A 24,326-nucleotide genomic window follows, 5' to 3' on the forward strand; every position below is an offset into this window, starting at 1 on the left:
AAAAAAACCAACCTTAATACGAACCCATACAATATGTCCGTACAAAGTTGGTCATGCCCAGTCTATAAATGAAAGGTAACACTCCAATAAAAGATGTTATGTATCAATTTCACTATAATTATATTAACACACCTACATTTATTTGTCAACAGCGTACATAAAATTTGTTTTTCAAATCTGTTTTTTTAACAAATAAACTCATTTTGTTTTGTATAAAACCTACAATTATCAGCCTGAAAAGCACAAAAAAGCCGTGGAAACACTGCTGTTCCCACGGCTTTCGGTATGTTAAGAGAGTATCTGTATAGCTTTATTACTTTGTCATAAGCTCGCAAACAAGGTTTGCAAACTCAACAGGGTTGTCGATAGACATACCCTCGATAAGCAAAGCCTGATCGTAAAGAAGCTTTGCATAGTCTTTCAGCTTGTCCTTATCGTTAGCATAGAGGTCTTTCAGCTTCTCAAAGATAGGGTGGTTTGGATTTATCTCCAGTGCCTTTTCAGCCTTTACCTTATTGCCGTCATTCTGAGGCATAGCGTTGAGGACTTTCTCCATTTCGATAGTTATGCTGCCGTCTGATGAAAGACAAACAGGGTGAGTTTTAAGCTTCTTTGAAAGACGGACAGTCTTTACCTTGTCAGCGATAGCTTCCTGCATGAAAGTGAACATATCCTTGTTCTCTTCGTCAAGCTTTTTAGCCTCTTCCTTTTCTTCCTCTGTATCAAGGTCAAGGTCAGCGTCGCTTATGGACTTGAACGGCTTGCCGTCATAGTTTATCATCACCTTGATAGCGAACTCGTCAACGTCCTGTGTAAAGTAAAGAACCTCATAGCCCTTATCCTTGATCTTTTCAAGCTGAGGGAGCATTTCGATCCTTTCCTTTGTTTCGCCGCAAGCATAGTAGATCTCTTTCTGATCTTCTTTCATTCTTGAAACATACTCTTTGAGTGTAACGTTCTTGCCGTCAAATGAGGACGGGAACATAAGAAGGTCTTTCAGAGTTTCGTTTGCAGCGCCGTATGACTGATAGATACCGAACTTGAACTGAAGTCCGAATACGCTGTAGAACTTCTCGTACTTCTCACGGTCGTTTTTCAAAAGCTTTGCAAGCTCGTTCTTTATGGACTTTTCAAGGTTCTTTGCGATTATCTTGAGCTGTCTGTCCTGCTGTAAAAGCTCACGGGAGATGTTCAGTGAGAGATCCTCAGAGTCAACAACGCCCTTTACAAAGCTGAACCAGTCAGGAAGCAGGTCTGCACACTTTTCCATTATCATTACACCGCTTGAATAAAGCTGGAGTCCCTTTTCATAGTCCTTTGAGTAATAGTCAAAAGGCGCACGGGCAGGTATATAAAGCAGTGCATCATATGTTGCAACGCCCTCGTTCTTTGAATGGATATGTGCAACAGGCGGCTCATAGTCACCGAACTTCTCCATATAGAAGTTGTTGTAATCCTCGTCCTTTAGCTCGCTCTTGTTCTTCTTCCAGATAGGGGTCATGCTGTTAAGAGTTTCGATAGCCTTGTGTACCTCAGGCTCTTTACCCTCCTCATTATAATGAGTATGCTCGACTTCCATTCTGATAGGGAATCTGATGTAGTCAGAATATTTCTTTACAAGCGACTGTATCTGATACTGATCAAGATATGTTGAATACTTCTCGTCATCAGTATCGTCCTTGAGTTTAAGTGTGATAGTTGTACCGACGCCGTCAGGCTTGTCACACTCTTCTATTGTGTAGCCCTCAACACCGTCAGATGTCCACTTATAAGCCTGATCGCTGCCAAAAGCCTTTGTTACAACGGTAACTTCCTTTGCTACCATAAAAGTAGAATAGAAGCCTACACCGAACTGACCGATGATATCAACATCGTCCCCAAGGTCATTGTCTTTCTTAAAAGCGAACGAGCCTGAGTTTGCGATAGTACCAAGGTTGTTTTCAAGATCCTCCTCGGTCATACCGATGCCGTTATCAGAAACTGTAAGCGTTCTGTTTTCCTTGTCGATAGCGATATTGATAGCGAAGTCGCTCTTTTTCATTCCCACAGAAGTGTCTGTCAGGGACTTAAAATACAGCTTATCAATAGCATCGCTTGCATTTGAGATTATCTCTCTGAGAAAAATCTCCTTATGAGTGTAGATCGAATTGATCATCATATCGAGCAGTCTTTTTGATTCTGCCTTAAATTCTTTTGTCTGCATAAAATCTCGACCTTTCCTTAATAATATTTTACTTTCTTTGAATACTGTTCCATATAATTAGCACTCTATCTATTTGAGTGCTAATTATATTATACAACAAGGTTGATAAAATGCAATAGTTATCACAAAATTTCTCTTATTTATTTACAAATTCATAACATTTCATCACATACCTGACAAAATACCATTTGCAAAAGCACCATGTTGTGTGCTATAATATATAGATAAGACCGAACAAGGGAGGAATAATATTTGACTACCAAAAAGTCTGTTTCTCTGCTGACCCCTGAAAAACAGCAGGAAAAGAAACTTCTTACTATAGACTGCGTGAAAATTTCACTTCTGCTCATTTTATACAACCTGCTAAACAGGATATTCGCAGTGTTATTCTTTTACGTTGCATACACTTATCACTCAGGAAAATTCACTCTTAGCTACTCGGCAGTTCTCAGCTATCTGAAAAAGCAGACCACTTTTATAAGTTCAACTACTTTTTCCATGACGGCAAATTTGTTTATCACTCTTATGAGCGTGCTTGTTTTTGGGATAGTTTTTGCTATACTTTTCCGAAAACGAGGATCAAGCTTCATAAAGCCGAAAAAAGGCACGGCAGTAAAAGGGTTAAAATGGTTTTCAGCCTGCTTTGTGATAAACATTCTGCTGTCACAGCTCACATCTATCCTCACGGGTATACTTGGTCAAAATGGTGTGACAGTTCCCACAAGCGATTTTTCCATTCATCAGCCCTCTGCCATTGCAGTAATAGTGCAGTTCTCATACGTTGTGATAATAGCCCCTATCGTGGAGGAATTTATCTACCGTGGAGCGATCCTCACAGCTCTAAGCCCATACGGAAGGGGTGCGGCGGTGCTTTTCTCGGCACTTGCATTCGGACTTATGCACGGAAATATCCCTCAGGCGGCTTCGGCATTCGGCACGGGACTTGTTTACGCTATTATCGCCGCAAAGTGCGGCTCGATACTGCCAACAGTTATAATACACTGTCTAAACAATCTGCTCGCAAACTTCTCGTCCATATCTGATGCGATAGGACTTGAACACTATGAAACCTTCATGAGCGTTGCTGAGATAGTCATAGGTCTGGTGGGCTTTATGGTTCTTTTCACAAGCCTTAAAAAGCTTATCATTGATGACAGCGAAAACGTGCTTACACCGAAAGAATGTCGCAGATACGTCTTTACAAACCCTGCCACACTGATATATATGCTCTGCCTTATCGTGCCGATAGTAAAGAGCCTTATCCAAGCAAACAGCTGATAAAACAAAACGGGTGACTACCAACACTAAGTTGACAGCCACCCGTTATTTTTATATCCAAAAGTTAATTAGTATGCCTTGCCCCAAAGTACCATATGCTTTGCTGGTTTTCCACAGCATACGCAGGTATCTGCTATCTCTTCCTGCTCGAACGGGATACATCTTGAACCTACTCCTGTGAGTTCCTTTACCTTATCCTCGCAAGCTTCATCGCCGCACCACATTGCCTTAACAAAGCCGTCGCCCTTTTCCTCAAGAGCCTTTGTTATCTCGTCAAGTGTCTTGCAAACATAGGTACGTCTTTCTCTGTTTTCAAGTGCCTTCGCATAAAGACCATCATGAACAGCCTGAAGTCTTTCATTTACTGTTTCAACAAGCTCACCAAGCTTGCAGAATACCTTTTCTCTGTTGTGTCTTGTAACAAGCACACACTGATCGTTCTCAATATCCTTTGGACCAATTTCAAGTCTTACAGGAACGCCCTTCATCTCATACTGTGCAAACTTCCAGCCAGGTGACTGTTCTGAATCGTCGAGCTTAACTCTTATGCCTGCATTTTTAAGTGTGTTGTAAAGCTCGTTAGCCTTGTCAAGAACGCCCTCTTTGTGCTGTGCTATAGGTACGATAACTACCTGAACAGGTGCAACAGCAGGTGGCAGAACAAGTCCGTTATCGTCGCCGTGTGTCATTATAACTGCACCGATAAGCCTTGTCGTAACGCCCCATGATGTCTGGAATGGGTGTGCAAGCTTATTATCTCTTCCGGTATAAGTGATATCGAAAGCCTTTGCAAAGCCATCGCCAAAGTAATGCGAAGTGCCTGCCTGCAAAGCCTTGCCGTCGTGCATAAGAGCCTCGATAGCGTATGTTGCTTCTGCACCTGCGAACTTGTCGCTCTCTGTCTTTCTGCCCTTTACGACCGGCATAGCAAGCTGCTGCTCACAAAAATCAGCGTATACGTTGAGCATTCTCTCTGTCTCCTCGATAGCCTCCTCAGGTGTCTCGTGGATAGTATGACCCTCCTGCCACAGGAACTCTCTTGAACGAAGAAATGGTCTTGTTGTTTTTTCCCAACGTACAACAGATACCCACTGATTGTAAAGCTTAGGAAGATCTCTGTAGGAATGAACTATATTAGCATAATGCTCGCAGAAAAGCGTTTCAGACGTTGGTCTTACGCAAAGTCTGTCTTCAAGCTTTTCACTTCCGCCGTATGTTACCCAAGCTACCTCAGGTGCAAAGCCCTCAACGTGGTCTTTCTCCTTCTGAAGCAGGCTCTCAGGGATAAACATAGGCATACAAACATTTTCATGACCAAGCTCCTTGAACTTTGTGTCAAGTATATGTTGGATATTCTCCCATATTGCGTAGCCGTAAGGTCTTATTACCATACAGCCTTTTACGCTTGTGTATGAAACAAGCTCAGCCTTCATACATATATCAGTATACCACTTTGCGAAATCCTCGTCCATGGAGGTTATCGCATCAACCATTTTCTTATCCTTAGCCATTTATAAAACCTCTTTCTTATATCATTCAGGCATTGTCATTATTCTTGTTGCCGTCGTCTTTTTTAACAGCTTCACTTCTGACATTCTTCTTTTTCTTTTTAAAATTAAGAGCATAGATATCCTCGTTATATATCTTATAGTTGGGATCCCAGCCGTCAATATGGGACTTATCAAATATGCCCTGTACCTTATAGTTCTCAGGATCATTCCCTGTATTCTCACCGTCCACCCTTTCGGGATCGTCCTTTTCGGCAAGCTCAGGGTGACGTTTTTCAATAAATCGTGCTATTTTCGGAGTGATAAGGCAGGCAATGACGATAAAGGTCATTATTATGACACAGCCTGCTGCCAGCTTCAACAGCAATAGCAGTAATTCTTTATTCAGACAAGTCACCTCTTTTCGCAAATATAAAGTTATTATAGCACAATTATCATCCAAATTCAAGAGGTGAAATATGAATTTACCGCCATTTCTGACCTTTAGCACGAAAAAAGGCGGAACAAAGTCCGCCTTAAAGCATTTTCTTTCGTTTGAAAAAGATTATACACACTATCACTACTATTATACTAAGAGCTATAACACCCGGATACCCCTCTTTGAGTTCGGGCATATTCTGAAAGTTCATGCCATACCAGCCCGTGATAAGGTCAAAGGGAAAAATATAGTGGATATGACCGTAAGAAACTCCATATTCTTGTTCTGCTGAGCATTGACATGGGACTGATAAGCGTCTCGCACCTGCGTTGCATATTCAAGAAGATGTACGGTTCTGCCCATGAGCCTGTCGGCACGGTCTGAGATAGTGCCGAAATATTTTTTCTGCTTTTTCTCAAAGAAGCCGTTCTCATCCTCTTCAAGCTCTCTGCCCAGATCCATTATTTCATCATAGTAGCTTCTCAAAATAAGAAGCTCTTTTCTGATAGGCGTTATGGTTTCAAGAAAATCTTCCGTCTTGCCATCGTTTACGTTTTCCTCAAGCTCCATAAGCTTTTGCTCATGTTCCGCAAGGAGCTCGGTGTCACGGAGCATAAATTCGCTGAAAAAATTGTAGATAAAATGCTCCCTGCTCTCTCCCTGATTATGCCTGCTTCTCTGTATGCGTTGGACTAGCCTGAGCGAGAACTCCTCATCATCTATTATCACCATGTTTTTGTTGTCGATAAAAAACTGTATCCTGTGTCGGCTTCCCCTTATGTCAAGAAGCTTGGGGATAGAAAGCGTGCCTGCCAGACAGAAAGGCTGTGATTCTATCTTACAGAACACAACGTCACGCAGGGATATCACGCCCTCGTAGGTTATGTTCGCCGTTCTGAGGGTTTCCTCTGCGTGAGCAGAGTCGGTAATAAACACAGCCGAGCAAGTTTGTTCGCTTAGCTGTGCCGGTGTTATTTCTTCAAGTGAACCCTTCAGGGCAAATATTGTCATTTATCCTCGACCTCCGCCTTTGAAGCTCTTTCATAGGCAAGGTCATAGAAAAGTTCCTGAGAATTAAGTGGCTCTTTGCCGTCTGAAACAAGGGTATATTCCCCGTCAGAATCAAGCTCTCTTGCCTGACAATTATCTGCAAGCATTTTGTCGAACATCATGCTTATCTGAGCCTTGATATCCTCGTCAAGAATAGGTGCAGCGACCTCAACACGTCTGAGGGTGTTTCTTGTCATAAAGTCTGCGGAAGCAATATATATCTTTCTTTCCTCGCCCTTGCCAAACATATAGATACGGGAATGTTCAAGAAAACGTCCTACAATGCTTATTATCCTGATGTTGTCGGTTTCGCCCTCAACGCCTGGGATAAGACAGCATATGCCTCTTACCACAAGGTCTATCTTAACGCCTGCTCTTGAAGCTTCGATAAATCTGTCGATTATCTTCTTATCAGTGAGAGAATTTATCTTCACGCCAATATAGCCCTCTCCCCCTGATTGTGCTATGGCTATCTGCTCGTCTATCATATCAAGCACCTTGTTTTGCAGACAATTCGGTGCAACAAGAAGCTTGTCAACGCTCTTTACAGTATCGTCAGAAGCAAGAGCATTGAACACGTCTATAGCGTCCTTTGCGATGTCCTTATCGCAGGTCATAACAGACAGGTCGGTATAAAGTCTTGAAGTTTTCTCGTTGTAGTTTCCGGTGCCTATCTGAGTATAATACTCGGTCTTTGTGCCTGAACGCTTTGTGATAAGGCAAAGCTTTGAATGTACCTTATAGCCCTCCAGACCATAGATAACAGTACAGCCAGCCTTTTCAAGCCGGCGTGACCACTCGATATTATTTTCCTCATCAAATCTCGCCTTAAGCTCCACCAATACAAGAACGTCCTTGCCGTTCTCTGCGGCTTCACAAAGTGCTTCGACCACCTCACTGTGCTTTGCCACACGATACAATGTCATTTTTATAGACACAACATTTTTATCGTCAGCCGCCTCACGGAGCATATTGATAAAAGGCTTTATGCTATCAAAAGGATAAGAAAGCAGTCTGTCTTTCTTTTTTATCTGCGGCAGGATCGGCTTGTTATCGTCAAAGGCAGTAAACCTCTGCGGAACTCTCTTTTTATAAAAAAGCTCGGCTTTCTGTCTGAGTATATCCTGTATCTGGAACAGGAATGACAGATCCAGAGGAGTGCTGTTTCTGAAAACAGATTTTTTATTCACTTCAAGCTGTTTGCAAAGCAGGTCAACTATGCCGCTGTCAAGCTGCCTTGAAAGCTCCAGTCTGACAGGTGCAAGACGCTTTCTTTTCTTGATAAGGTCAGCCATGAACTCACGGTAATCAAGATCTTCGTCGTAAAGTGCGTCAGCGTCGATATCAGCATTTCTAGTTACTCTGATAAGGGACTTCGACTTGACAGTGTAGCCCTTGAAAATTTTAGGTACATAGTGGAGGATAAGCTCTTCAGAAAGCATATACTTGCCTGTTGAACCGACCTTTATAAGGCGTGGGAAGACCTCGCTTCCGCAGGAGATAACACCCAGCTTCTCCTTGGAATTTTTGCTTTCAAGGACAACTGCGGCATAGATATCCTTATTTTTCAAAAACGGGAAAGGCTGTCTTTTGCCCACCACCATAGGCGACAGGAGCGGAGCTATCTGATTGATAAAATACTGTTCCAACTGAGAGTTTTCCTCCGCTGTAAGCTTGGAAAAATCAACAAGAGCAACACCCTGCCCGGCTATTTTCTTCATAAGGTCAGCGTAGATCTTATTTTTACGCTCGTTAAGCTCACCCACTCTGGCGATAACAGCTTTGAGCTGTTCCTTAGCGGTCATATTTGTTTTATTTTCCCTGCTGTCAGGGTCTACCTCCATCTGGTCAGTAAGCGAGCCTACACGAACCATAAAGAACTCGTCCAGATTGCTCTGATAGATAGAAGCAAAAGAAAGTCTTTCGCAAAGAGGCACGCACTCTCGCTCTGCTTCCTCAAGGACTCTTTCATTAAATTTCAGCCATGACAGCTCTCTATTCATAAACACGTTTTTCATTATGTTATTCTCCTTGGAATTTGATATTATAATTTTATGTACATCTATACTATTTCATCTATTATAACACAAAATAATAAATTGTTAAAGAGTTTCAGGAAAAATTCATGTAAAATATTCTTCTTTTATGCAGTATTGACCACATCGTCACAATTAAATTATGCAAAATGATAGATTTTCGTAAATTTGCAGGCAAAAATACTGTACAAAAAAGCAAAAATCAAAAATATCAATATTTTTTATGCAAAAAAGGTTGACAACGGGGCACAAATAGTGTATAATAATCAAGTCGCTATGAGAAACGCATATGGCGGTATAGCTCAGTTGGCTAGAGCACTTGGTTCATACCCAGGGTGTCACCGGTTCAAATCCAGTTACCGCTACCACATTTCTCATAGCGAAAAATCGGCCCGTTGGTCAAGAGGTTAAGACGCCGCCCTTTCACGGCGGAATCATGGGTTCAATTCCCGTACGGGTCACCAAAGCTTAAAGCTCGGAGATAGCACATTGTGCTGTTTCCGAGCTTTTGTTATCTGAAAATTCATACCTTCCATGTTCTGCCCTACTTTTCCCCGCACACCTCACTCTTGAGTTTTTTCGCCGCCTTGAAATACTCATGCATTTTCACGTCCGCAGGGTCTATCTGCAATGCAAAGGATATCCTGCCCAGCAGCGAATTTATGTACTTCTCAGGCGTAATGTCAGCACCTTTGAAAAACAGGCTTTGGGAAACTCCGTATTTCTCACAGTAATATATTCCCTGACGTATCTCCCGACGCTGCTTCGACGAGATCTGCGCCTTTTCGTTGACTACTATTCCCGTCACCTGCTGACGTTGCGATGCGCCGATAAGCGTCGTTTTTTTCATGTTTAGCTTAAACCCCATTTTCCGCAACGCCCTGCTCACAAGTTGCGTTATCTCTTTGGCGTTAAGCTCAGCTTTTCCACCTGAAAATGTCATATCATCACAGTATCTTGTGTAATTTATGCCACGCTCTCCACACCACTTGCCTATTCTCTCATCAAATCTTTTCATCACCAAATTCGATATCTGCGGAGATGTTGGCGCACCCTGTGGCAGTATGCTGTTATGAGTGCATATATTTGTCAGCAGCGTTGTAGCAGGCTTAGAAAATCCAAGCTCGCACATGGCCCCATAGACCTTGCCAAAATCAATGCTGTCAAAAAAGCCTGAAACATCGAGTTTAAGCACTATCTGTTGACCAATATGCGGCTCTGCATTTTTCAAAAGCGAAGAGTTTTTGCAATATGCAGTAGCATACTCAGATACGGACAGCGTGTAAAGATACCTTTCAAGTATCCTTCTTTGAACGAGCTTGAGATATTCGTTCGGCACTTTTAACACCCTGTTTTTATGCCCTCTGCCACGATGTATTATCACCTTGCGGTAATTTGAATAACACTTTCTCTGATTTCGTTTATGATAGCGTATTCGGTTGTTGCTAAGCATATAAAGCTTTTTTAACGGAACATCAAGCTCCTCTGAGATCCTTATGATATCATTATCAATATCATTCATTTTGTCACCTCAAAAAAATAATAACAAGCGTCAGCACAAGATTCAAATGCTTTGGAGCCGAATTTTATTTAATGGAATTAAATCCGATTCGGTGAAAAAGCTTTTGATAAAGCTACTATTCCCTGAAACTTCCACAGCGACTCGCTGTAGTTATGCGTTTTGCAATATCGCTGCTGACGCTTGTCATATTTTATCAAACCATGTTATGTACTCATGATAAAAGCACCTTGTTTATTTTATGAGATAATTATATCACGCGAAATGCACAACAATTGGTACATCTCGCAGAGTACAACTAAAAAAATGGCTGTATATAAACACTCTGATATCATTTTACCAATTTATGCACGACACGTCAATGGGTTATCCTGACATTTTGCGCCAAACGCCAATATTTTATATGAATACACAAAAAAACCACACGAAGATAGGGAAAAAAAGCCGAGCCTTGCTTTTATCACCTATCAATTCCCCCACCTCTCGAGCTTTTTTCTTTTTATCACTATCCCCACCGGACTATCCGTTTTTTCGTCAAAGTATTCCTCGCAGACCCACCAATGATACTCTTGCCTTGGCAAGGTCGCCCACGTCATATAGCAAAAGCTCCACTGGCGAAGCAATTCCTTCTTCTTGCCGTTTTTCAGACTTTCAGGTAAATAGTCCTCCATAAGCTTCACTATCGTATCATAGCTTATAAATCTCATCTTGTTCTTTCTTTTTATTATAGACAGCCTGTGGGCAAGATAAAAATGCAAAACAACTTTCCATATGCTGCATTTGTATTCTGGGTCAAGTATTGACTCTTTTTTCATTCTCCTGATGATCTTAATACGTTCATCGGGATCATTCAAAAGGTCGCACAGCGCTGAGATATTAGAACAATCGAAACCGTCCTGCCCACTGTCCATCTTGAAATATCTCCGCCCGTCTAGTTTGTATAAAGGCACTCGTGCTATCTGCCCCTCCTGTGTTTCCACTGCATATGTCCACAACCTCGGGCAGGATCTTATCTCATAGACTTCTCTGCCGCTGGGATCCTCGCCCCTTTGCACGTTGATAAAACGCTCCCCAATGCCGTCACTTACTTTCTGCGGAACATTTTCAGTGCTGGCTATAAAGATCCTCAGCCTTTGGAGCTTTTCCACGCTTTCTCTTAGCTTGTCTTTAAGTGCATTTCGTGAAAATCTAATGTCCTCGTTTCCGCTGAGAAGTTCCCATATGGTGTTGAGATAAAAATCCTTTCTGTTATTGTTCCATATAGTGCAAACAGCGTCAAACACACACATATCAAAGTATGTCAGCGGTGCTTTTTCATAAGCCGTGCAGTCTTGATACCATAAGGTACAACAGATATCATTTCTGCGCTGACCTTTCACAAAAGCTACTCTGTAGTTATAGTCCTCTTGATCGTTTCTTTTGCCTGACAGCCCGTCATAAAGCCCTTGTATCTCTTTCTCTCCCAAAAGCCTGTTTATTTTCTTGTCTATATATGATACCGCACGCTCGTCCTCTTTTATCTCTGAAAGGTCATCATTTTCCCTTTTATATTTTCTTATGAGCTTATCCGTTTCCCATTTGTCAAAACCAAGCCGGATATCATACTTATTGCCTTGTGTGTAACCTAATACCTGCAAAAAATCCTTGTCGGTGCTGTCCTTATTACTGCTTATAATGCCGTCAAAAATATCCTTATCTATCTTATAAGCCACAGTGATAACAAGATCAAATCTCTGTCTGCCCTTAGAAGCACCTCCCCTGTTCACGTCTGTGTAAAAATACACATATCTCAAAGAATATTCTTCCCTCTGGCTTTTCAGATCGTCCATAAGTATCTTCTGTGCATGATATCTTATTTCAAATTCCTTTTTCCCCGACAATGTTGCAGGTCTTACATATATAAACGCACTGTCATTAAAAACGTGCCTTGCAAGCATGAAATCCCCTTCAAGCTCTTTTTTCCATTCCATTGACCTGTCGTAAAAGCGACAGCCCTCTATATTGCCGACCTCAGCTTCAAGAAAGACCCTTTCTGCTATGACATTTCCTTTATTGCAAACTGTCCCATTTTCATCAGGCTTATAAAACCAATTGAAATTGCGTATCTCGTTGGCAAGAAGAGTATTATTTATATAAAGCTCGTTTATCTGACCGATAACACGCCTAAGGTCCTTGTTTACTTCATCGGCAGAGGTTATCTTTGAGGTCTGTTTTTTCGGCTTGACCTGTTGGAGCAGTAATTTTTTCTTTGGAACTTCTGCCCTCATGATACTGTTTCGTATATATTCGTTTATGATATTTTCCAGCTCTGTGCCATTGAAGTATTCGTCAATAACAGTTTGATCGCATGGTATGAGTGCCATTTTATCATAGCATTTTTGCATTTTGTTGCCAAGACACTCTACCGCCTGTTCTTTTGTTACAGGCTGATGCTCCAGATTTTCCATAACATACCGCTTCATCATGTCAAAGGAATATCTTCTTGACAGTTTAAAAGCGCCCTTTGTGCGGTCATCAAGTCTTGATATAACAGACGATTCCAAGAACACGTTATTTACAGTATACACATACCTTCTCTTCGTTTCAATTCTCACCAAACGTCTTTTCTTGATTTCATTTTGGTCTTGAGCTGTATCGTTTTCCTTTTTCTCCTCCTGGTTCTCTGTTTCTTCTTTTTCATTGCCTTTTTCTATTTTCGAGTTATCTTCATTTTTATACAGCATTATTACGTTGTTATTTCTATCATCAGCAGACCGCCCTGCTCTGCCGATCTCCTGATAATATGTTTCAATGCTTTCAGGGACAGCATAATGTATAACAAGGTCAACGTCGCTGTTATCTATACCCATTCCAAACGCCATTGTTGCAACGATAATGTTATAACCCAGCTCCTTGTTTGCATATTTATATTCCGCACCGAGCCTTTCACTGTGATACATTTTGCCGTGATAGCTTATACTGCCCTTTGACAGCTTCCCGCCCTTTTTCGCAAGATTTTTTGAAATACGCTTACTTATATATTCGACCTGTTTTACAGTATTGCAGTATACGATGCACTTTTTGAAACTTATATTATTAAGAAGAACCAAAAGATAATAAAGCTTTGGCAGGTCTTTATCATTATCCAAATTGCTCTTATCGCAGTTTAGGATAAAAACATTCAGGTCGTCACGCTTCACCGACAGCGAGCTTTCTCCCATCTCAACAGACCTATCAGTACAAATACCGAACTCCTTTGTTTTTTTCATATCAAGCAAAACTTTGAGCTGCTCTGCATTTGCAGGAGTCAGCGATGCAGAAAAAATGCCCATAGGTATCTCCTGATATTTTTTCAAGCGAGCTATGGTACTGCATATCTGAAAATAGCTTTCTCTGAAATTGAAGCCCCACTCTGATAAGCAGTGTGCCTCGTCAAATATTATCATGCTTATTTTCAGCTTGCCAGAAGCGACGGCTTCAATAAGCTCCTGCCTGTATACTGGCTTGTTGAGCATTTCAGGGGAAAGATACAAAAGCTTACATTCTGTGTTATCATCGTTGTTATTTTTGACCAGCTTGCTTACAGACAGGTCAAATTCTGCCTTAGGCATTTTATCAGACAGAAAGCCTGCACACTCAGGGTGAGCCTCCGCATACTTTTTATTGAACTCCGTCACAGCTTCAGTGCAGTATTTTTTATTGAAGTTATCCACCTGATCATTGCAAAGTGCCTGCAATGGAGAGATCACGATAGTCACGCCCTGAGATATGATAGCAGGAGCTTGAAAGCAAAGTGACTTACCTCCGCCGGTTCTCAGCCTTACAACAGTATCATGCCCCTTGAGCAGTGACTCTATTATGCTTTTCTGCTCGTTCCTATAATCCTTGAAATATGTAGTAAGACTTTTCTCCAAGTCAGCAATGTATCTTGTTCTGACATCAAGCTCTGCCTTTTTGAAACGCATTTTTCATCCCCCTATATCAACGTATTTACGGCTTTTCCTATATTATACTGCACATTTTCAAAAAAATCAATATCCGCACATCAAATATTTTTAAAACGCCTTTAAATCGGCTATTTCGCAGAGCTTATCATCAAAATATTTATCCTAAGTATTTTATTAAAACTTGCTTAGCATAATATTATTCTATCCCTTGTACTCTTATAATTCGTCTTTGTATGCACGAATCAAACGAATTATTATTCTTTTCTAAGCGGCTGAGCCGCTTCAATTCAACTTTAATTTCCAAATTACAGGAACGCTTTATGGAGCAGCAGGCTGCTCCTGTATATTTATTGATAGGTACTCCAACCTATCGTCATGTCCAATTTCTTTGATCCATTCCTTTTTCTAAAGTCATATCTGTGTACGCAGGTATGACTTCTTTTTTCTGTCACATATCCGTTCCTATTTCACACTGTGTGACCATATTATAGGAACGCTTTATGGAGCAGCTCCGCTGCTCCTATGGGTATATTGGTAAGAATGGTGATTACCACATATAGTTTTTTTCTCCTATCTTTTTTGATAAAGTCATATCTGTGCACACAGATATGACTTTACTTTTTATTCTCTTCAAACGTTCCTTTCACACACACTGTGGGGACTGGTTATAGGAACGAGGTGGGGAGCAGCATGGCTGCTCCGGTGGATATAATGGTAGACAGCTAATAAGTCTGCTACTAAATATTTTTCATCTCCTGTACTTATGTACTACGTCAATGTCAAGAAAAGGGACGTTCTCTCTTCAAACGTCCCTGAGTATTGACGCTAATGCTATGCAGGCAGGGTCGAGTGGCAAAGCCACTCCTACTTGTATAATGAAAGGAAATAACACTTTACAAATCCATCACATACCAAAGAAAGGAACGATAACAATGAGATCAGATCTAAACAGAATAATCGAAAGTTCAAGAGGTATCGAACGCATAAATCTTGACGATCACCTGCTAAGTGAAAGAAAGATATTCCTTGAGGGGGATATCGGCTCTGAAAACTGCACTGACATCATCAAGGCTCTTATGCTAATGGACGGTCAGGCAGATAAGGAGATAACACTGTATATAAACTCTCCCGGCGGTGATTGCGAAAGCGGTCTTGCACTGTATGACGCTATAAGAATGACACGCTCAAAGGTCAGAGCCGTATGCGTGGGACTTTGCGCTTCAATGGGAGCTGTCATATACCTTGCGGCAGACCGGCGTGAGATACTTCCGCACTCCTGCATAATGATACATGACCCCAGCTTCGGCAAGGCAGATTTCAGCGGTCAGAAATCAAAAGAAATAGAAGAACATCTTGCAGGTCTGAACAAAATGCGTGAAACTCTCGCTTCCATAATAGCAGAGCGCACAGGCAGAACTCTTGAAGAAATTTACGAGGTCACACAGTATGACTCTTTTTACACAGCGAATGAAGCTGTTGACTTCGGTCTTGCACACAAAATCATCAACACATTAATTTAAAGGAGCAAAACAATGAGTAAACAAAGAACAACAGGCGGCAGACCTACTTACACTGCACCAAGAGAAAGATACGGTAAAAGAACTCTCGCCAAGGGCGTTGAACTCTTGGAGGACACAAAGGTCACAGGGCTTAATAACAACGTCCTTGTTATAGGCAATTCAGGCTGCGGCAAAACAGGCTCTTACATCTGCTCTGTGCTAAAAAACATCAAATCATCAGTCATATTGCAGGACGTCAAGGGTCTGCTCTATGATATGTTCGCAGGCGAACTGAGGGCTAAAGGCTATAACATTATAAAACTCGATTTTACAGAGCCTGAGAAAAGTCAGGGCTATAACCCATTGGCTGCGGTAAAAAGAAACAAAGACGGCAGTATATACGAGCCTGACGTTAAAGCTATCGCCGACGCAATATCTCCTGTGAACAGTGGCTGTAAAGAGCCATATTGGGATATGAGTGCCGCCTCAATGATAGAGTTCGCGATAGCATACGCTCTTGAGGCCCTGCCAAAAGAGTATCACAACATGACATCAGTGTTGGAGCTTTTCCACACATATATCCAAAACAACGGCGACGCTTATTTCGTCAAATGGATAAAAGACAATCCCAACACATTGTCTACAAGGCTGTTTTCAGAAACACAGGCGACCAGACCCTCCGACAGAACATTCGCTTCCACCGCAGGAATAGCCGCTTCACATCTCAACTGCTTCAACATGAAAGAGCTGAGATATATCTTTAACAACAAGATATCCGTAGATCTTGCGGATATCGGGAGAAGAAAGACCGCAGTATTCATAAAGACAAGTGACACAGAGCATAATCTCGACAATCTTGTGAGCTTGTTCTATACCCAGACCTTGCAGGCACTGTGCAGAGAAGCTGATAACAGCCCTAAAGGCAGGCTTCCAGTGCCTGTGCATATGATACTTGACGACTTTGGTGCTACAAGCGCATATATCAGTAACTTCGACAAGAACATCTCCACCATAAGGTCAAGAGATATCTACGCATCACTGATAATACAGAGCCTGTCACAGCTTGCCACCATGTATGACGCAAACGCCGCCAAGACTATCATAAACAACTGCGACACACTGCTTTTCATGGGCTGCAACGACCCTGACACTGCAAGAATGATAGCGGACAGAGCGTCAAAGACCATGGACAACATACTCTGTATGCCAAGAGACAAGGTCTATGTGATATTCTCAGGCAGACAGGCTATGCTTGCAGACAAGATAGCACCATACAGTATGCTTCAAAAAGATCATCAGATAAGTATTTAAAAAACGAAAAGGAGCAAAAACAATGATACTAAATATAGATCAATTCTCTGACCTGCACTTTATAAAACAAGCCGTCGGAGATCTAATGGCACTTCCGCTGGAGAAGCTGACCTCTTACAGCACCCCAGCAGGCAAAAAGAAAGGCATTGACATTATCGCAGAGCAGATAGAGAAATATTTCCATATCAATATCCGTGACTGCAAGGATATGACCCTTGGCGAGCTTGTGGCTCTTATGGACGAGCTTGACACATATGCGCAGATAATAAGCGCCGATACCGACAGCGAGGACGAGATAAGATGCTATTCGGCATATGTGAGAAAAATGCTCGTCTTAAACCGACAGCTCCCGGAAGTGCAGATATATAACGCCATAAACGTCAAAGAATACTTAGGCTATCTGAACACACTCTGCATGGGCTCAAACACCAGATACCCTGCCAATGACAGATTTCTGTTGTCCAAACTTCAGATACAGCTTGAAAAAGTGCTGAAACAAGACCCTAACATGAGCTTAGGCAGTGCATTTGATATCCTTGACAGGAAAGCCTGCGCATTCTGGATACCATGGTGCAATTTTATTGACAACTACACCGAACAGATACGCTACGCTTATGACATGAGGTGGTGGCTCATAGCCTCAGCTTCTGACATCATCTTGTCATACCCCTATAATGCGGCGGATATAATAGAGCGCTACAAGGGCGACCTGCCGCTTATCAAAGACTCCATTTTCGCAGAGTAGAGTACCATATCATCGCAGGACATAGAAAAAGGACATTAACATATAACCAACGATCATTAATTTTCTTTACCTTGATTTTTTCAATCACCTGATTCTATGCTATGCAAAATGATCTGCTCTCTGTTCTGAGGGTGCAAATAGGACAATTGACATGGCTCACTGCTGTTGGGCATAGCCATGTCAGCATTGTTCTTTACAAACGTTCATCGCCTTACACTGGTGTGAACGCCCCCAGCGGCGTTGCCGCTGCAATTTACACAATGGTAGGCAATAGCCTGCTAAATAAAATTATTTCACAGAAAGAAAGTCATTATTATGACTAAAACACTGAATTTAAAAGACATCATCGAGGAGTACGAGAACATGACTCTCGAAAACGCCATTACTGTGATAATGGGCACACCGCTGTCTAAGCTTCTTAACCTGACAAAGGAGGGCAAGGACATCGTACCACAGCTCAAAGGCTATAAGATATATGCCCTCCAGCTCTCTGATATCGTGGCAGATTCAGGTCTTATGGGCGACCTTGAAAACAAGGTCAAAATGCTCATAAACTATATGAGCGACCAGGCCGAGAAGCGAATTTTGTTTATCGACGAAATACATATGCTTTTTCAGGAAAAGGCATATCGGATCGTCGCTCAGATCTTGAAGCCTGCTCTGAGCCGTGGGAAAATAAAGCTCATAGGAGCGACAACGACCCAGGAAGCAAATCTCATCGACAGCGACCCTGCCTTTTGCAGGCGTATGACAAAGATAATAGTTGACGAATCAGACCATGAGCAGACAGTGGAGATCCTTCTCACGCATGGCAAAAACATACAGACCAAACCAAAACTAACGCTCCGCCACAAAATACTAATGACCGCACCTTTCACGGGCGCGGTCATTTTTTTATTCTGACAATTTTACTCTTATTAAACAGATATAAAGAAAAGAAAGATAAAAAAGCTCGAATTATGTTATTAGGATATGTCACACCCACAGAATATCACGCTAAACAGCCGATATCAAAATGTGATTTTTGCATTTGATGTGCGGGAATTGGATTTTTTCTATATGATCTTACCGTCAGACACTTCGATAACACGACTGCATTGTTCTGCAACTTTTGGATCGTGAGTAACGATAACGACTGTTTTTCCCTCTTTGTTAAGGCGTTTGAAAAGCTCCATTATCTCGGCCGAGGTCTTTGTGTCCAGCGCTCCTGTAGGCTCGTCCGCAAGTATCATGGCAGGCTCGTTGACAATTGCTCTGGCTATAGCAACACGCTGCTTCTGTCCTCCCGAAAGCTTGTTGCAAGGCTTCTTAGAAAGATCCCCCATACCAACAGCTTTTAATGCTTCAAGAGCTTTTTCTTTTTTATTCTTTATCTTTTTCTTTGCAAAATCCAATGGAATCAATACGTTTTCAAGGGCAGAAAAATCCTCAACAAGTGCAAAGTCCTGCATTACAATGCCTATCTTTTCATTCCTTATCTTTGCATACTGCCCCTCCGATGAATTTTTTACCAAAGTGCCGTCAATTGTGTACTCACCGCTCTGATAGCTGTCTATACAGGCAAGGATATGCAAAAGTGTGGATTTTCCTGCGCCTGATTTTCCAATTATCGCTACCATTTCACCGTCTGATATCTCGCATGATACCCCATGCAAAGCCTCATATTCATTGGCTTTCTTTGGATTATATATCTTTATTATTTTATCAAGCTTTATCATTATAATGCCTCTCTTATTCATTTATCATCAAGATCTCATTTGGTGTATTTCGTCTCATTATAACGCCCGGTATCAAAAGTGAGATCAGAATGTTCAAGATAACGATACATACACAGCCGATCAAGTGCAGCCAACCAAAACTTATAACTGTATTTCCCATAAATTTGCTCATAGTAAGAACATTTGAAATACACACTGCAATGGCGGCTGCCATAACTGCGGTCATAAGATCACACACAAGATCTATCTTGATATATGCGTTCCACTTTGCTCCGCAGAGATAATAGATGCCATAATCTCCAAGTCTCTTTTTTATGTTCACTGCCGAAGCCGAAACTGAGCTTACAATAACAAGAACTATCACGCATATAAGCATTGGAACAAGCTTGATAAGCTGACCATTAATATAGACAAGCGAATTTTCTCTGAAATCCTCAAAATCAAAAACCCTGCCATAATCCCTCAGATATAATTCAATCTCCTTAAAACGCTCATTGCTTACATTATCCTTTAACGTTACTATTTGATTGCCACAAGGATATATTTTACAGTTTATATCTTTAAGACAGTCTGTCGGAACTATCAGCATCATGTTGCCATGCTTATTGACATTAGCATAAAGATCTCTGAAATCAGGCTTTTCTTTTATACTATCCTCAGTGCCTAAATATGCAGATGAAAACCCCAGCAACTGTGAGCCGTCAGCTATTACACCGACAATTTTCACCTTGTTCTTAACATACTCATACTTATAAGGATCAGCATAGTCAAAATCCTCATCATCAGGGGACATCTCCCCTACTTTCTCTTTGTGCATAATGGTAACTATGTCACCCGTTTTGTAGTTGCTGTTTTCAGTCACAACAGCAGGTATCAAATCTCCGTTAGCCGACGCATTAGACAGCCATTTTCCCGAACTCATCTGCGGCGTAAATGACTTTATCATATCTTCAGATAAAGCATTAACGCTCATTCTATCGTCACCAAGTCCATTAGATAGATCTTTTGATGACGGAGAATAATACAAGCTTGTATCATATCCGCTTGTCACCGACTCCACATCATCAATATTTTTAAGCTCACCGTCAAGAGGAGCAGTATCATATATATTACATATATATAGTCCCTTGCCATCAGGAAAGTATTTCTTTACAGGAGTATACATCTCTATTCTTGAAAGAACAGAAGAAACAGCCGCCGACATTATAATAAATGCAATGGCGAGCTGAACAGCGATAAAAATATTGCTGTAGATATTTCTTGCAAATTCTTTTAAACCATATTTTATCATATTATTTTCCCCTCTCTTTCATCATTTTCACAGGGGATCTTTTATTTGTAAACAATATCACAATGTTAAGGAACAAATAAATAGAAATAATATATATTCCAAATATGGTCATATATACCCTGAAATTATATGCGACCTTGATATACTCAAAAAACAAAGTAAGCTTAGGAAGCAGCGCATAATTGAATACCAATGCAAATATCACATATATCGTCACTGATATCATACCTATCTCGGCTATATACATCCGTCTTATTTTATTTGACGTGCAGCCACACAGCATGAATATAGCAGTCTGTTTAGCACGGGATCTTATTATGTATCTGAAAAGCATTGCAAGATTTATTGCAGAAGCTATCGCAACGGCTACGGACATAAATATAACGGAATTGTAGAATTTTATTTCAGCCATATCGATCGTGTCTATCGGAGGAAAATTAACATTACACGTTAGAACTTCGCTGAAAGCTTTTTTCAGCTTAAAAAAGCTTTCTGTATCTAGAGCATTGTCATCAAGAAAACTTATGCTTGAAATAGTGCAGTTATCACCCAACGTTTTAAATGGCACCTGAAATTCCTCTTGTACAGTATTACCGAATATGCCTATGACCTTATAGCTTTTGCCAAGCAGTTCAACATTCTTGCCAATCATATCGTCTTTTGCGCCGCTAGGCAGCACGACCAAATTTTCGTCTGAAGCATATTCTTCCTTAGTAAAATATCTGCCTTTGCGTATACTCATGTTGTCGACATACGATTCGTATAAACTATAATCATTCAGCTCCTTATCATATTGAATGCGCACCGCAGACAGAAGATACGGTTGACCGCCGTCAAAACACTCATCAATTTTAAGCTCGTCTTGATCAAACATTAAACTAAAATACATACCCGGCATTGACGCTTTAGAATTATCATCAAGCTTGTCAAGCACCTCCCGAAGCTGAACAGGAGTTATAGAATCTGTTCCAAAATAAGACAAGATCCTGCCATCACTGTCTTCCTGAGTATCTATTATATCGCCAAATGAAAAAGTATAGTTAAATACATACTTCTTTTGCTTTTCAAAATCCTTGCTTGCTTTAAAATTCTGAAATGCACCATGTGAAAACAATATTATAAGCACATCAGTAACGGCGCAAACAATAAATAGAATAAAGATAAGCACATTCTTTACGGCAAAATTTTTCAGGTTAATAAAAACGTATTTCATTTAGTCCTCTTAATATTACTTATTTTGATTTATACGATAATAAACATCGTCTATAGTATACTGATTATCCTTATCTGTTCTAACTTCTACACTATGGATATAATAAGCATATGACTGACCATATACCTCTTTGGTTGCTGACGTAGTTGCTAATGCAGTAGTAACAGCCATAGTGCTTACAATAACCAATGCAACAATTCCCGTAACAATTTTCTTAATAATCATACTTATTTCCTTTCTCGTCATGACATTCACATATTTAAGTGTAAATGTCTGATTTAATCGCCAAACACAACTATGGTTTCTTTACTGTCGAACTTGTTGATTCAAGATATTCATACTTGCTTCCGCTATATGAATATACATGTACTTCACAACGATATTTGCTTCCACTTGTACCCTTATAAGTATCAGAAACAAAAAGAGTAGAACTATTCACCGTCTTGGTAACACAATCAACATTGCTCCAGGACCCATTACTATACACCTGGAGATACGCATATGCACTAATTTTTGTGCAACTACTTTTTCCACGTACTTGGCAACTGTAATAAACATTACCTGATGAATTAATCGCAACCTTCGCAGTAATGAGATCAGTGTATAAGTTACAAACTGTGATATCATTACTATCAAACATGGTATCCGCTGCGGAGCATGGCAATACTGTCATTACAGAAATCACCACTGCAATAAGCAAAGTCATTATTTTCTTCAAAAATTTCACCTCCTTTTTTTATCTGCTCACATAATATATAACGTATGGAGTAGTGCAAAAATGTACACATTTCTTGAACTATTTTGAAAGTTTGTGCAATTTTACCGAATTAGCCATACGAATTATGTCACTTTCGCTCGCATTTCCAACGATTGAGTATGAAAAAGATTTATCTGTCCAAACAAGAATAATATCATTTTCAGTTATTGAAATATATCCGTCATATTTACCTATTTTTATTTGCCTTGCACCTAAATCATCAATATCTATATTCATTCCAGCCGATATATCATTTTGAGTGAATTGAATTTGCTCCGTGCCGTTTGTATAAGTCACAATGTGTGTAAAATCGTCTATATAATCTTCTGACAATACATAACCGCTAGGAATGAAGTCAGGAGTCATAACATTGTTGGCAACAGACAAACTATTATCTTCAATATCACCATCTGCAAATCTTACACTAGAATGAGATGCCCCTTGTGTCACAAATATTCCAACAAACCATTCACGCAGCTGCGGTACGGCGGCAACTGTCACAGAGCCGACCGCAAGCACCGCAGCTATTATCGCCGCAGCAAATCTTAGAGTGATCTTTATATGTCTGTGACCGCTTTTTCTGTTAGTTTTTATCAGCACGCCAATTCTCTGCTCATATTTTTCCGAAAAATCATGTGGGATTTTCTCAACAGCCAAATAATCCTTATAGTCTTCATCAATTATGCCTGTTTTTATTGCCCGTCTTAACTTATCATTCAAAACGATCACCACCGATCAAATCTAAAATTTGTCTTTTGGCTTTGTTCAGATAATTAAATACCGTTCTCTTAGAAATGCCCATGATCTGTGCGATCTCATCAGCAGTCAGATCATAATAGACCTTATATGCTATCACAGACTTTAGTTTATCATCCAGCTTTCTTACCGCATCTATAAGCAGATCTAAGTCAATATCATCATAAAAATCCTCACTCGGCTCATCTTCCACCTTAAGATCAAATATAGACGATGTTGGATTTTGATTTTCCTTATTGTAGATCGCATAACAGGCGTTTCTAATAGTTCTAATAAGATATGCGTCCATATCGTGCAAAGAATAATTGTGAATTTTTTAAAACATTTTGCGATGCTGAAAAAAGCATTTGCACAAGCCTCTTCTGCCAGCGCAGAATTATTCAAGATCTTGTATGCAAAAGCATAGGCTATCTGACGATTTCTGCAATAAAAATCTTCAAAAGACGTCTGATCCTTATCGTTGTCTATCAAGGTCATACATACAGCTAACATTTGATTCCCCCTGAGTTACTTATGTTACTAAGTATAACACATATTGACATACTTTTCAAGATACCAACAAATAAACTTATAACCCGAAATTATAATACATTTTGCAATTTATACTTGTATAAAACTAACATGATTGAGCCATTCAATTTAGTTAAAGCTACAAAAATTCAAATATAAATCAACAATATGATGCACGAAACGACTACTTTCGCTATTATTTATAGTGTAAGACTAAAATAAATAGGAGGTTTTTATGGTAAACATAAATTCAGAAGTAATCGTTGAACGTATACAGAAAGACGGAGTAAACACTATAATCATAGCAGCGGTCATAGCTATACTAAGCTGGATATTTAATATGTATCACAAAAGTGCAAACAAGTATCGTGACCAAAAAGACCAACAATTTCGTGAAGCAAGAGCTACATTTGAATCGGCTTTAAAGCAGATCAACAAAGATGATACTGATTTTAATGAATTTTATGATTTATTAAAATACACTAAAACGACTGACGAATACTATCAGTTAGATCAGTTAATTAATGATAAAAATGAGGTTGAAATAAAGAAATACATAACTGGTAGAATATTTGAATTAAATGACAA

General features: G+C 40.3%; 18 protein-coding genes, 2 tRNA genes and 1 pseudogene. 8 read left to right on the forward strand and 13 right to left on the reverse strand.

What is annotated here, in order from left to right; translation table 11 throughout:
• Positions 1-313 precede the first annotated feature (313 nt).
• Positions 314-2,203 (reverse strand): molecular chaperone HtpG, encoded by a 1,890-nt coding sequence (gene htpG, locus DW793_RS03085; protein WP_117863136.1) that lies wholly within the window; start codon positions 2,201-2,203, stop codon positions 314-316.
• Between the two features lie 252 nt (positions 2,204-2,455).
• On the opposite strand from htpG, the gene DW793_RS03090 reads away from it, so the two are divergent.
• Positions 2,456-3,481 carry a CPBP family intramembrane glutamic endopeptidase gene (locus DW793_RS03090; RefSeq protein ID WP_118157032.1) on the forward strand — a complete coding sequence of 342 codons (1,026 nt, stop codon included), beginning with the start codon at positions 2,456-2,458 and terminating at the stop codon, positions 3,479-3,481.
• A 68-nt stretch (positions 3,482-3,549) separates the two neighbouring features.
• Here DW793_RS03090 and proS read toward each other — a convergent pair whose 3' ends face one another.
• The 4 genes and pseudogenes from proS to ppk1 all read right to left on the reverse strand — a co-directional run bounded on the left by proS (position 3,550) and on the right by ppk1 (position 8,523).
• The gene (gene proS, locus DW793_RS03095) at positions 3,550-4,992 is read right to left on the reverse strand and encodes a proline--tRNA ligase (RefSeq protein WP_038670602.1); all 1,443 of its coding nucleotides are present in this window, start codon (positions 4,990-4,992) and stop codon (positions 3,550-3,552) included.
• 25 nt (positions 4,993-5,017) lie between these two features.
• On the reverse strand, positions 5,018-5,356 hold the full coding sequence (locus DW793_RS03100) for a hypothetical protein (protein ID WP_252969629.1): 339 nt from the start codon (positions 5,354-5,356) through the stop codon (positions 5,018-5,020).
• Positions 5,357-5,504: 148 nt separating this feature from the next.
• A pseudogene (locus DW793_RS03105) lies at positions 5,505-6,418 on the reverse strand (CorA family divalent cation transporter).
• Entirely contained in the window at positions 6,415-8,523 is a 2,109-nt protein-coding gene (ppk1, locus tag DW793_RS03110; protein ID WP_390624614.1) for a polyphosphate kinase 1, read from the reverse strand. The pseudogene DW793_RS03105 and the gene ppk1 overlap by 4 nt, the downstream one beginning before the upstream one ends.
• Before the next feature lie 261 nt (positions 8,524-8,784).
• On the opposite strand from ppk1, the gene DW793_RS03115 reads away from it, so the two are divergent.
• Both DW793_RS03115 and DW793_RS03120 read left to right on the forward strand, forming a co-directional pair.
• Positions 8,785-8,861, forward strand: a tRNA-Met gene (locus DW793_RS03115).
• Positions 8,862-8,882: 21 nt separating this feature from the next.
• Positions 8,883-8,957: transfer RNA gene (locus DW793_RS03120), tRNA-Glu, on the forward strand.
• Positions 8,958-9,037: 80 nt separating this feature from the next.
• Here DW793_RS03120 and DW793_RS03125 read toward each other — a convergent pair.
• Both DW793_RS03125 and DW793_RS03130 read right to left on the reverse strand, forming a co-directional pair.
• Positions 9,038-10,015 carry a reverse transcriptase family protein gene (locus DW793_RS03125; protein ID WP_118157034.1) on the reverse strand — a complete coding sequence of 326 codons (978 nt, stop codon included), beginning with the start codon at positions 10,013-10,015 and terminating at the stop codon, positions 9,038-9,040.
• Positions 10,016-10,479: 464 nt separating this feature from the next.
• The gene (locus DW793_RS03130; protein WP_118157035.1) at positions 10,480-13,956 is read right to left on the reverse strand and encodes a DEAD/DEAH box helicase; all 3,477 of its coding nucleotides are present in this window, start codon (positions 13,954-13,956) and stop codon (positions 10,480-10,482) included.
• Between the two features lie 914 nt (positions 13,957-14,870).
• On the opposite strand from DW793_RS03130, the gene DW793_RS03135 reads away from it, so the two are divergent.
• From DW793_RS03135 to DW793_RS03150, 4 genes are all read left to right on the forward strand, one after another.
• Positions 14,871-15,458, forward strand: a complete 588-nt coding sequence (locus DW793_RS03135) for a ClpP family protease (protein ID WP_181988273.1) — start codon at positions 14,871-14,873, stop codon at positions 15,456-15,458.
• Between the two features lie 12 nt (positions 15,459-15,470).
• Positions 15,471-16,748 carry a VirD4-like conjugal transfer protein, CD1115 family gene (locus DW793_RS03140; protein WP_117876369.1) on the forward strand — a complete coding sequence of 426 codons (1,278 nt, stop codon included), beginning with the start codon at positions 15,471-15,473 and terminating at the stop codon, positions 16,746-16,748.
• Between the two features lie 22 nt (positions 16,749-16,770).
• A complete protein-coding gene (locus tag DW793_RS03145) occupies positions 16,771-17,493 on the forward strand; it encodes a hypothetical protein (protein ID WP_147338626.1) in 723 nt (240 codons plus the stop codon).
• Between the two features lie 315 nt (positions 17,494-17,808).
• Positions 17,809-18,396, forward strand: a complete 588-nt coding sequence (locus DW793_RS03150; protein ID WP_118157037.1) for an AAA family ATPase — start codon at positions 17,809-17,811, stop codon at positions 18,394-18,396.
• Between the two features lie 152 nt (positions 18,397-18,548).
• Here the strand turns inward: DW793_RS03150 and DW793_RS03155 are convergent, their stop codons facing one another.
• The 6 genes from DW793_RS03155 to DW793_RS03185 all read right to left on the reverse strand — a co-directional run bounded on the left by DW793_RS03155 (position 18,549) and on the right by DW793_RS03185 (position 23,517).
• A complete protein-coding gene (locus DW793_RS03155) occupies positions 18,549-19,211 on the reverse strand; it encodes an ABC transporter ATP-binding protein (RefSeq protein WP_118157047.1) in 663 nt (220 codons plus the stop codon).
• A gap of 13 nt (positions 19,212-19,224) precedes the next feature.
• Positions 19,225-20,502, reverse strand: coding sequence for a hypothetical protein (locus tag DW793_RS03160; RefSeq protein ID WP_118157038.1), 1,278 nt, complete (start codon positions 20,500-20,502; stop codon positions 19,225-19,227).
• A gap of 1 nt (position 20,503) precedes the next feature.
• Positions 20,504-21,715, reverse strand: a complete 1,212-nt coding sequence (locus DW793_RS03165; RefSeq protein ID WP_118157039.1) for an ABC transporter permease — start codon at positions 21,713-21,715, stop codon at positions 20,504-20,506.
• Positions 21,716-21,730: 15 nt separating this feature from the next.
• Positions 21,731-21,940, reverse strand: coding sequence for a hypothetical protein (locus tag DW793_RS03170; RefSeq protein ID WP_118157040.1), 210 nt, complete (start codon positions 21,938-21,940; stop codon positions 21,731-21,733).
• A 571-nt stretch (positions 21,941-22,511) separates the two neighbouring features.
• Positions 22,512-23,192, reverse strand: a complete 681-nt coding sequence (locus DW793_RS03180) for a DUF4367 domain-containing protein (RefSeq protein ID WP_118157042.1) — start codon at positions 23,190-23,192, stop codon at positions 22,512-22,514.
• Complete coding sequence (locus DW793_RS03185) at positions 23,185-23,517, reverse strand: sigma-70 family RNA polymerase sigma factor (protein ID WP_181988274.1); 333 nt, start codon at positions 23,515-23,517, stop codon at positions 23,185-23,187. Before DW793_RS03185 ends, DW793_RS03180 begins: the two co-directional genes overlap by 8 nt.
• Before the next feature lie 456 nt (positions 23,518-23,973).
• Here DW793_RS03185 and DW793_RS03190 point away from each other — a divergent pair.
• The coding region (locus DW793_RS03190; protein ID WP_147342152.1) for a hypothetical protein at positions 23,974-24,326 on the forward strand (353 nt) is incomplete at its 3' end.

It is taken from the genome of Ruminococcus sp. AM31-15AC, assembly GCF_003462045.1.
In the GTDB taxonomy this organism is placed as follows: domain Bacteria; phylum Bacillota; class Clostridia; order Oscillospirales; family Ruminococcaceae; genus Hominimerdicola; species Hominimerdicola aceti.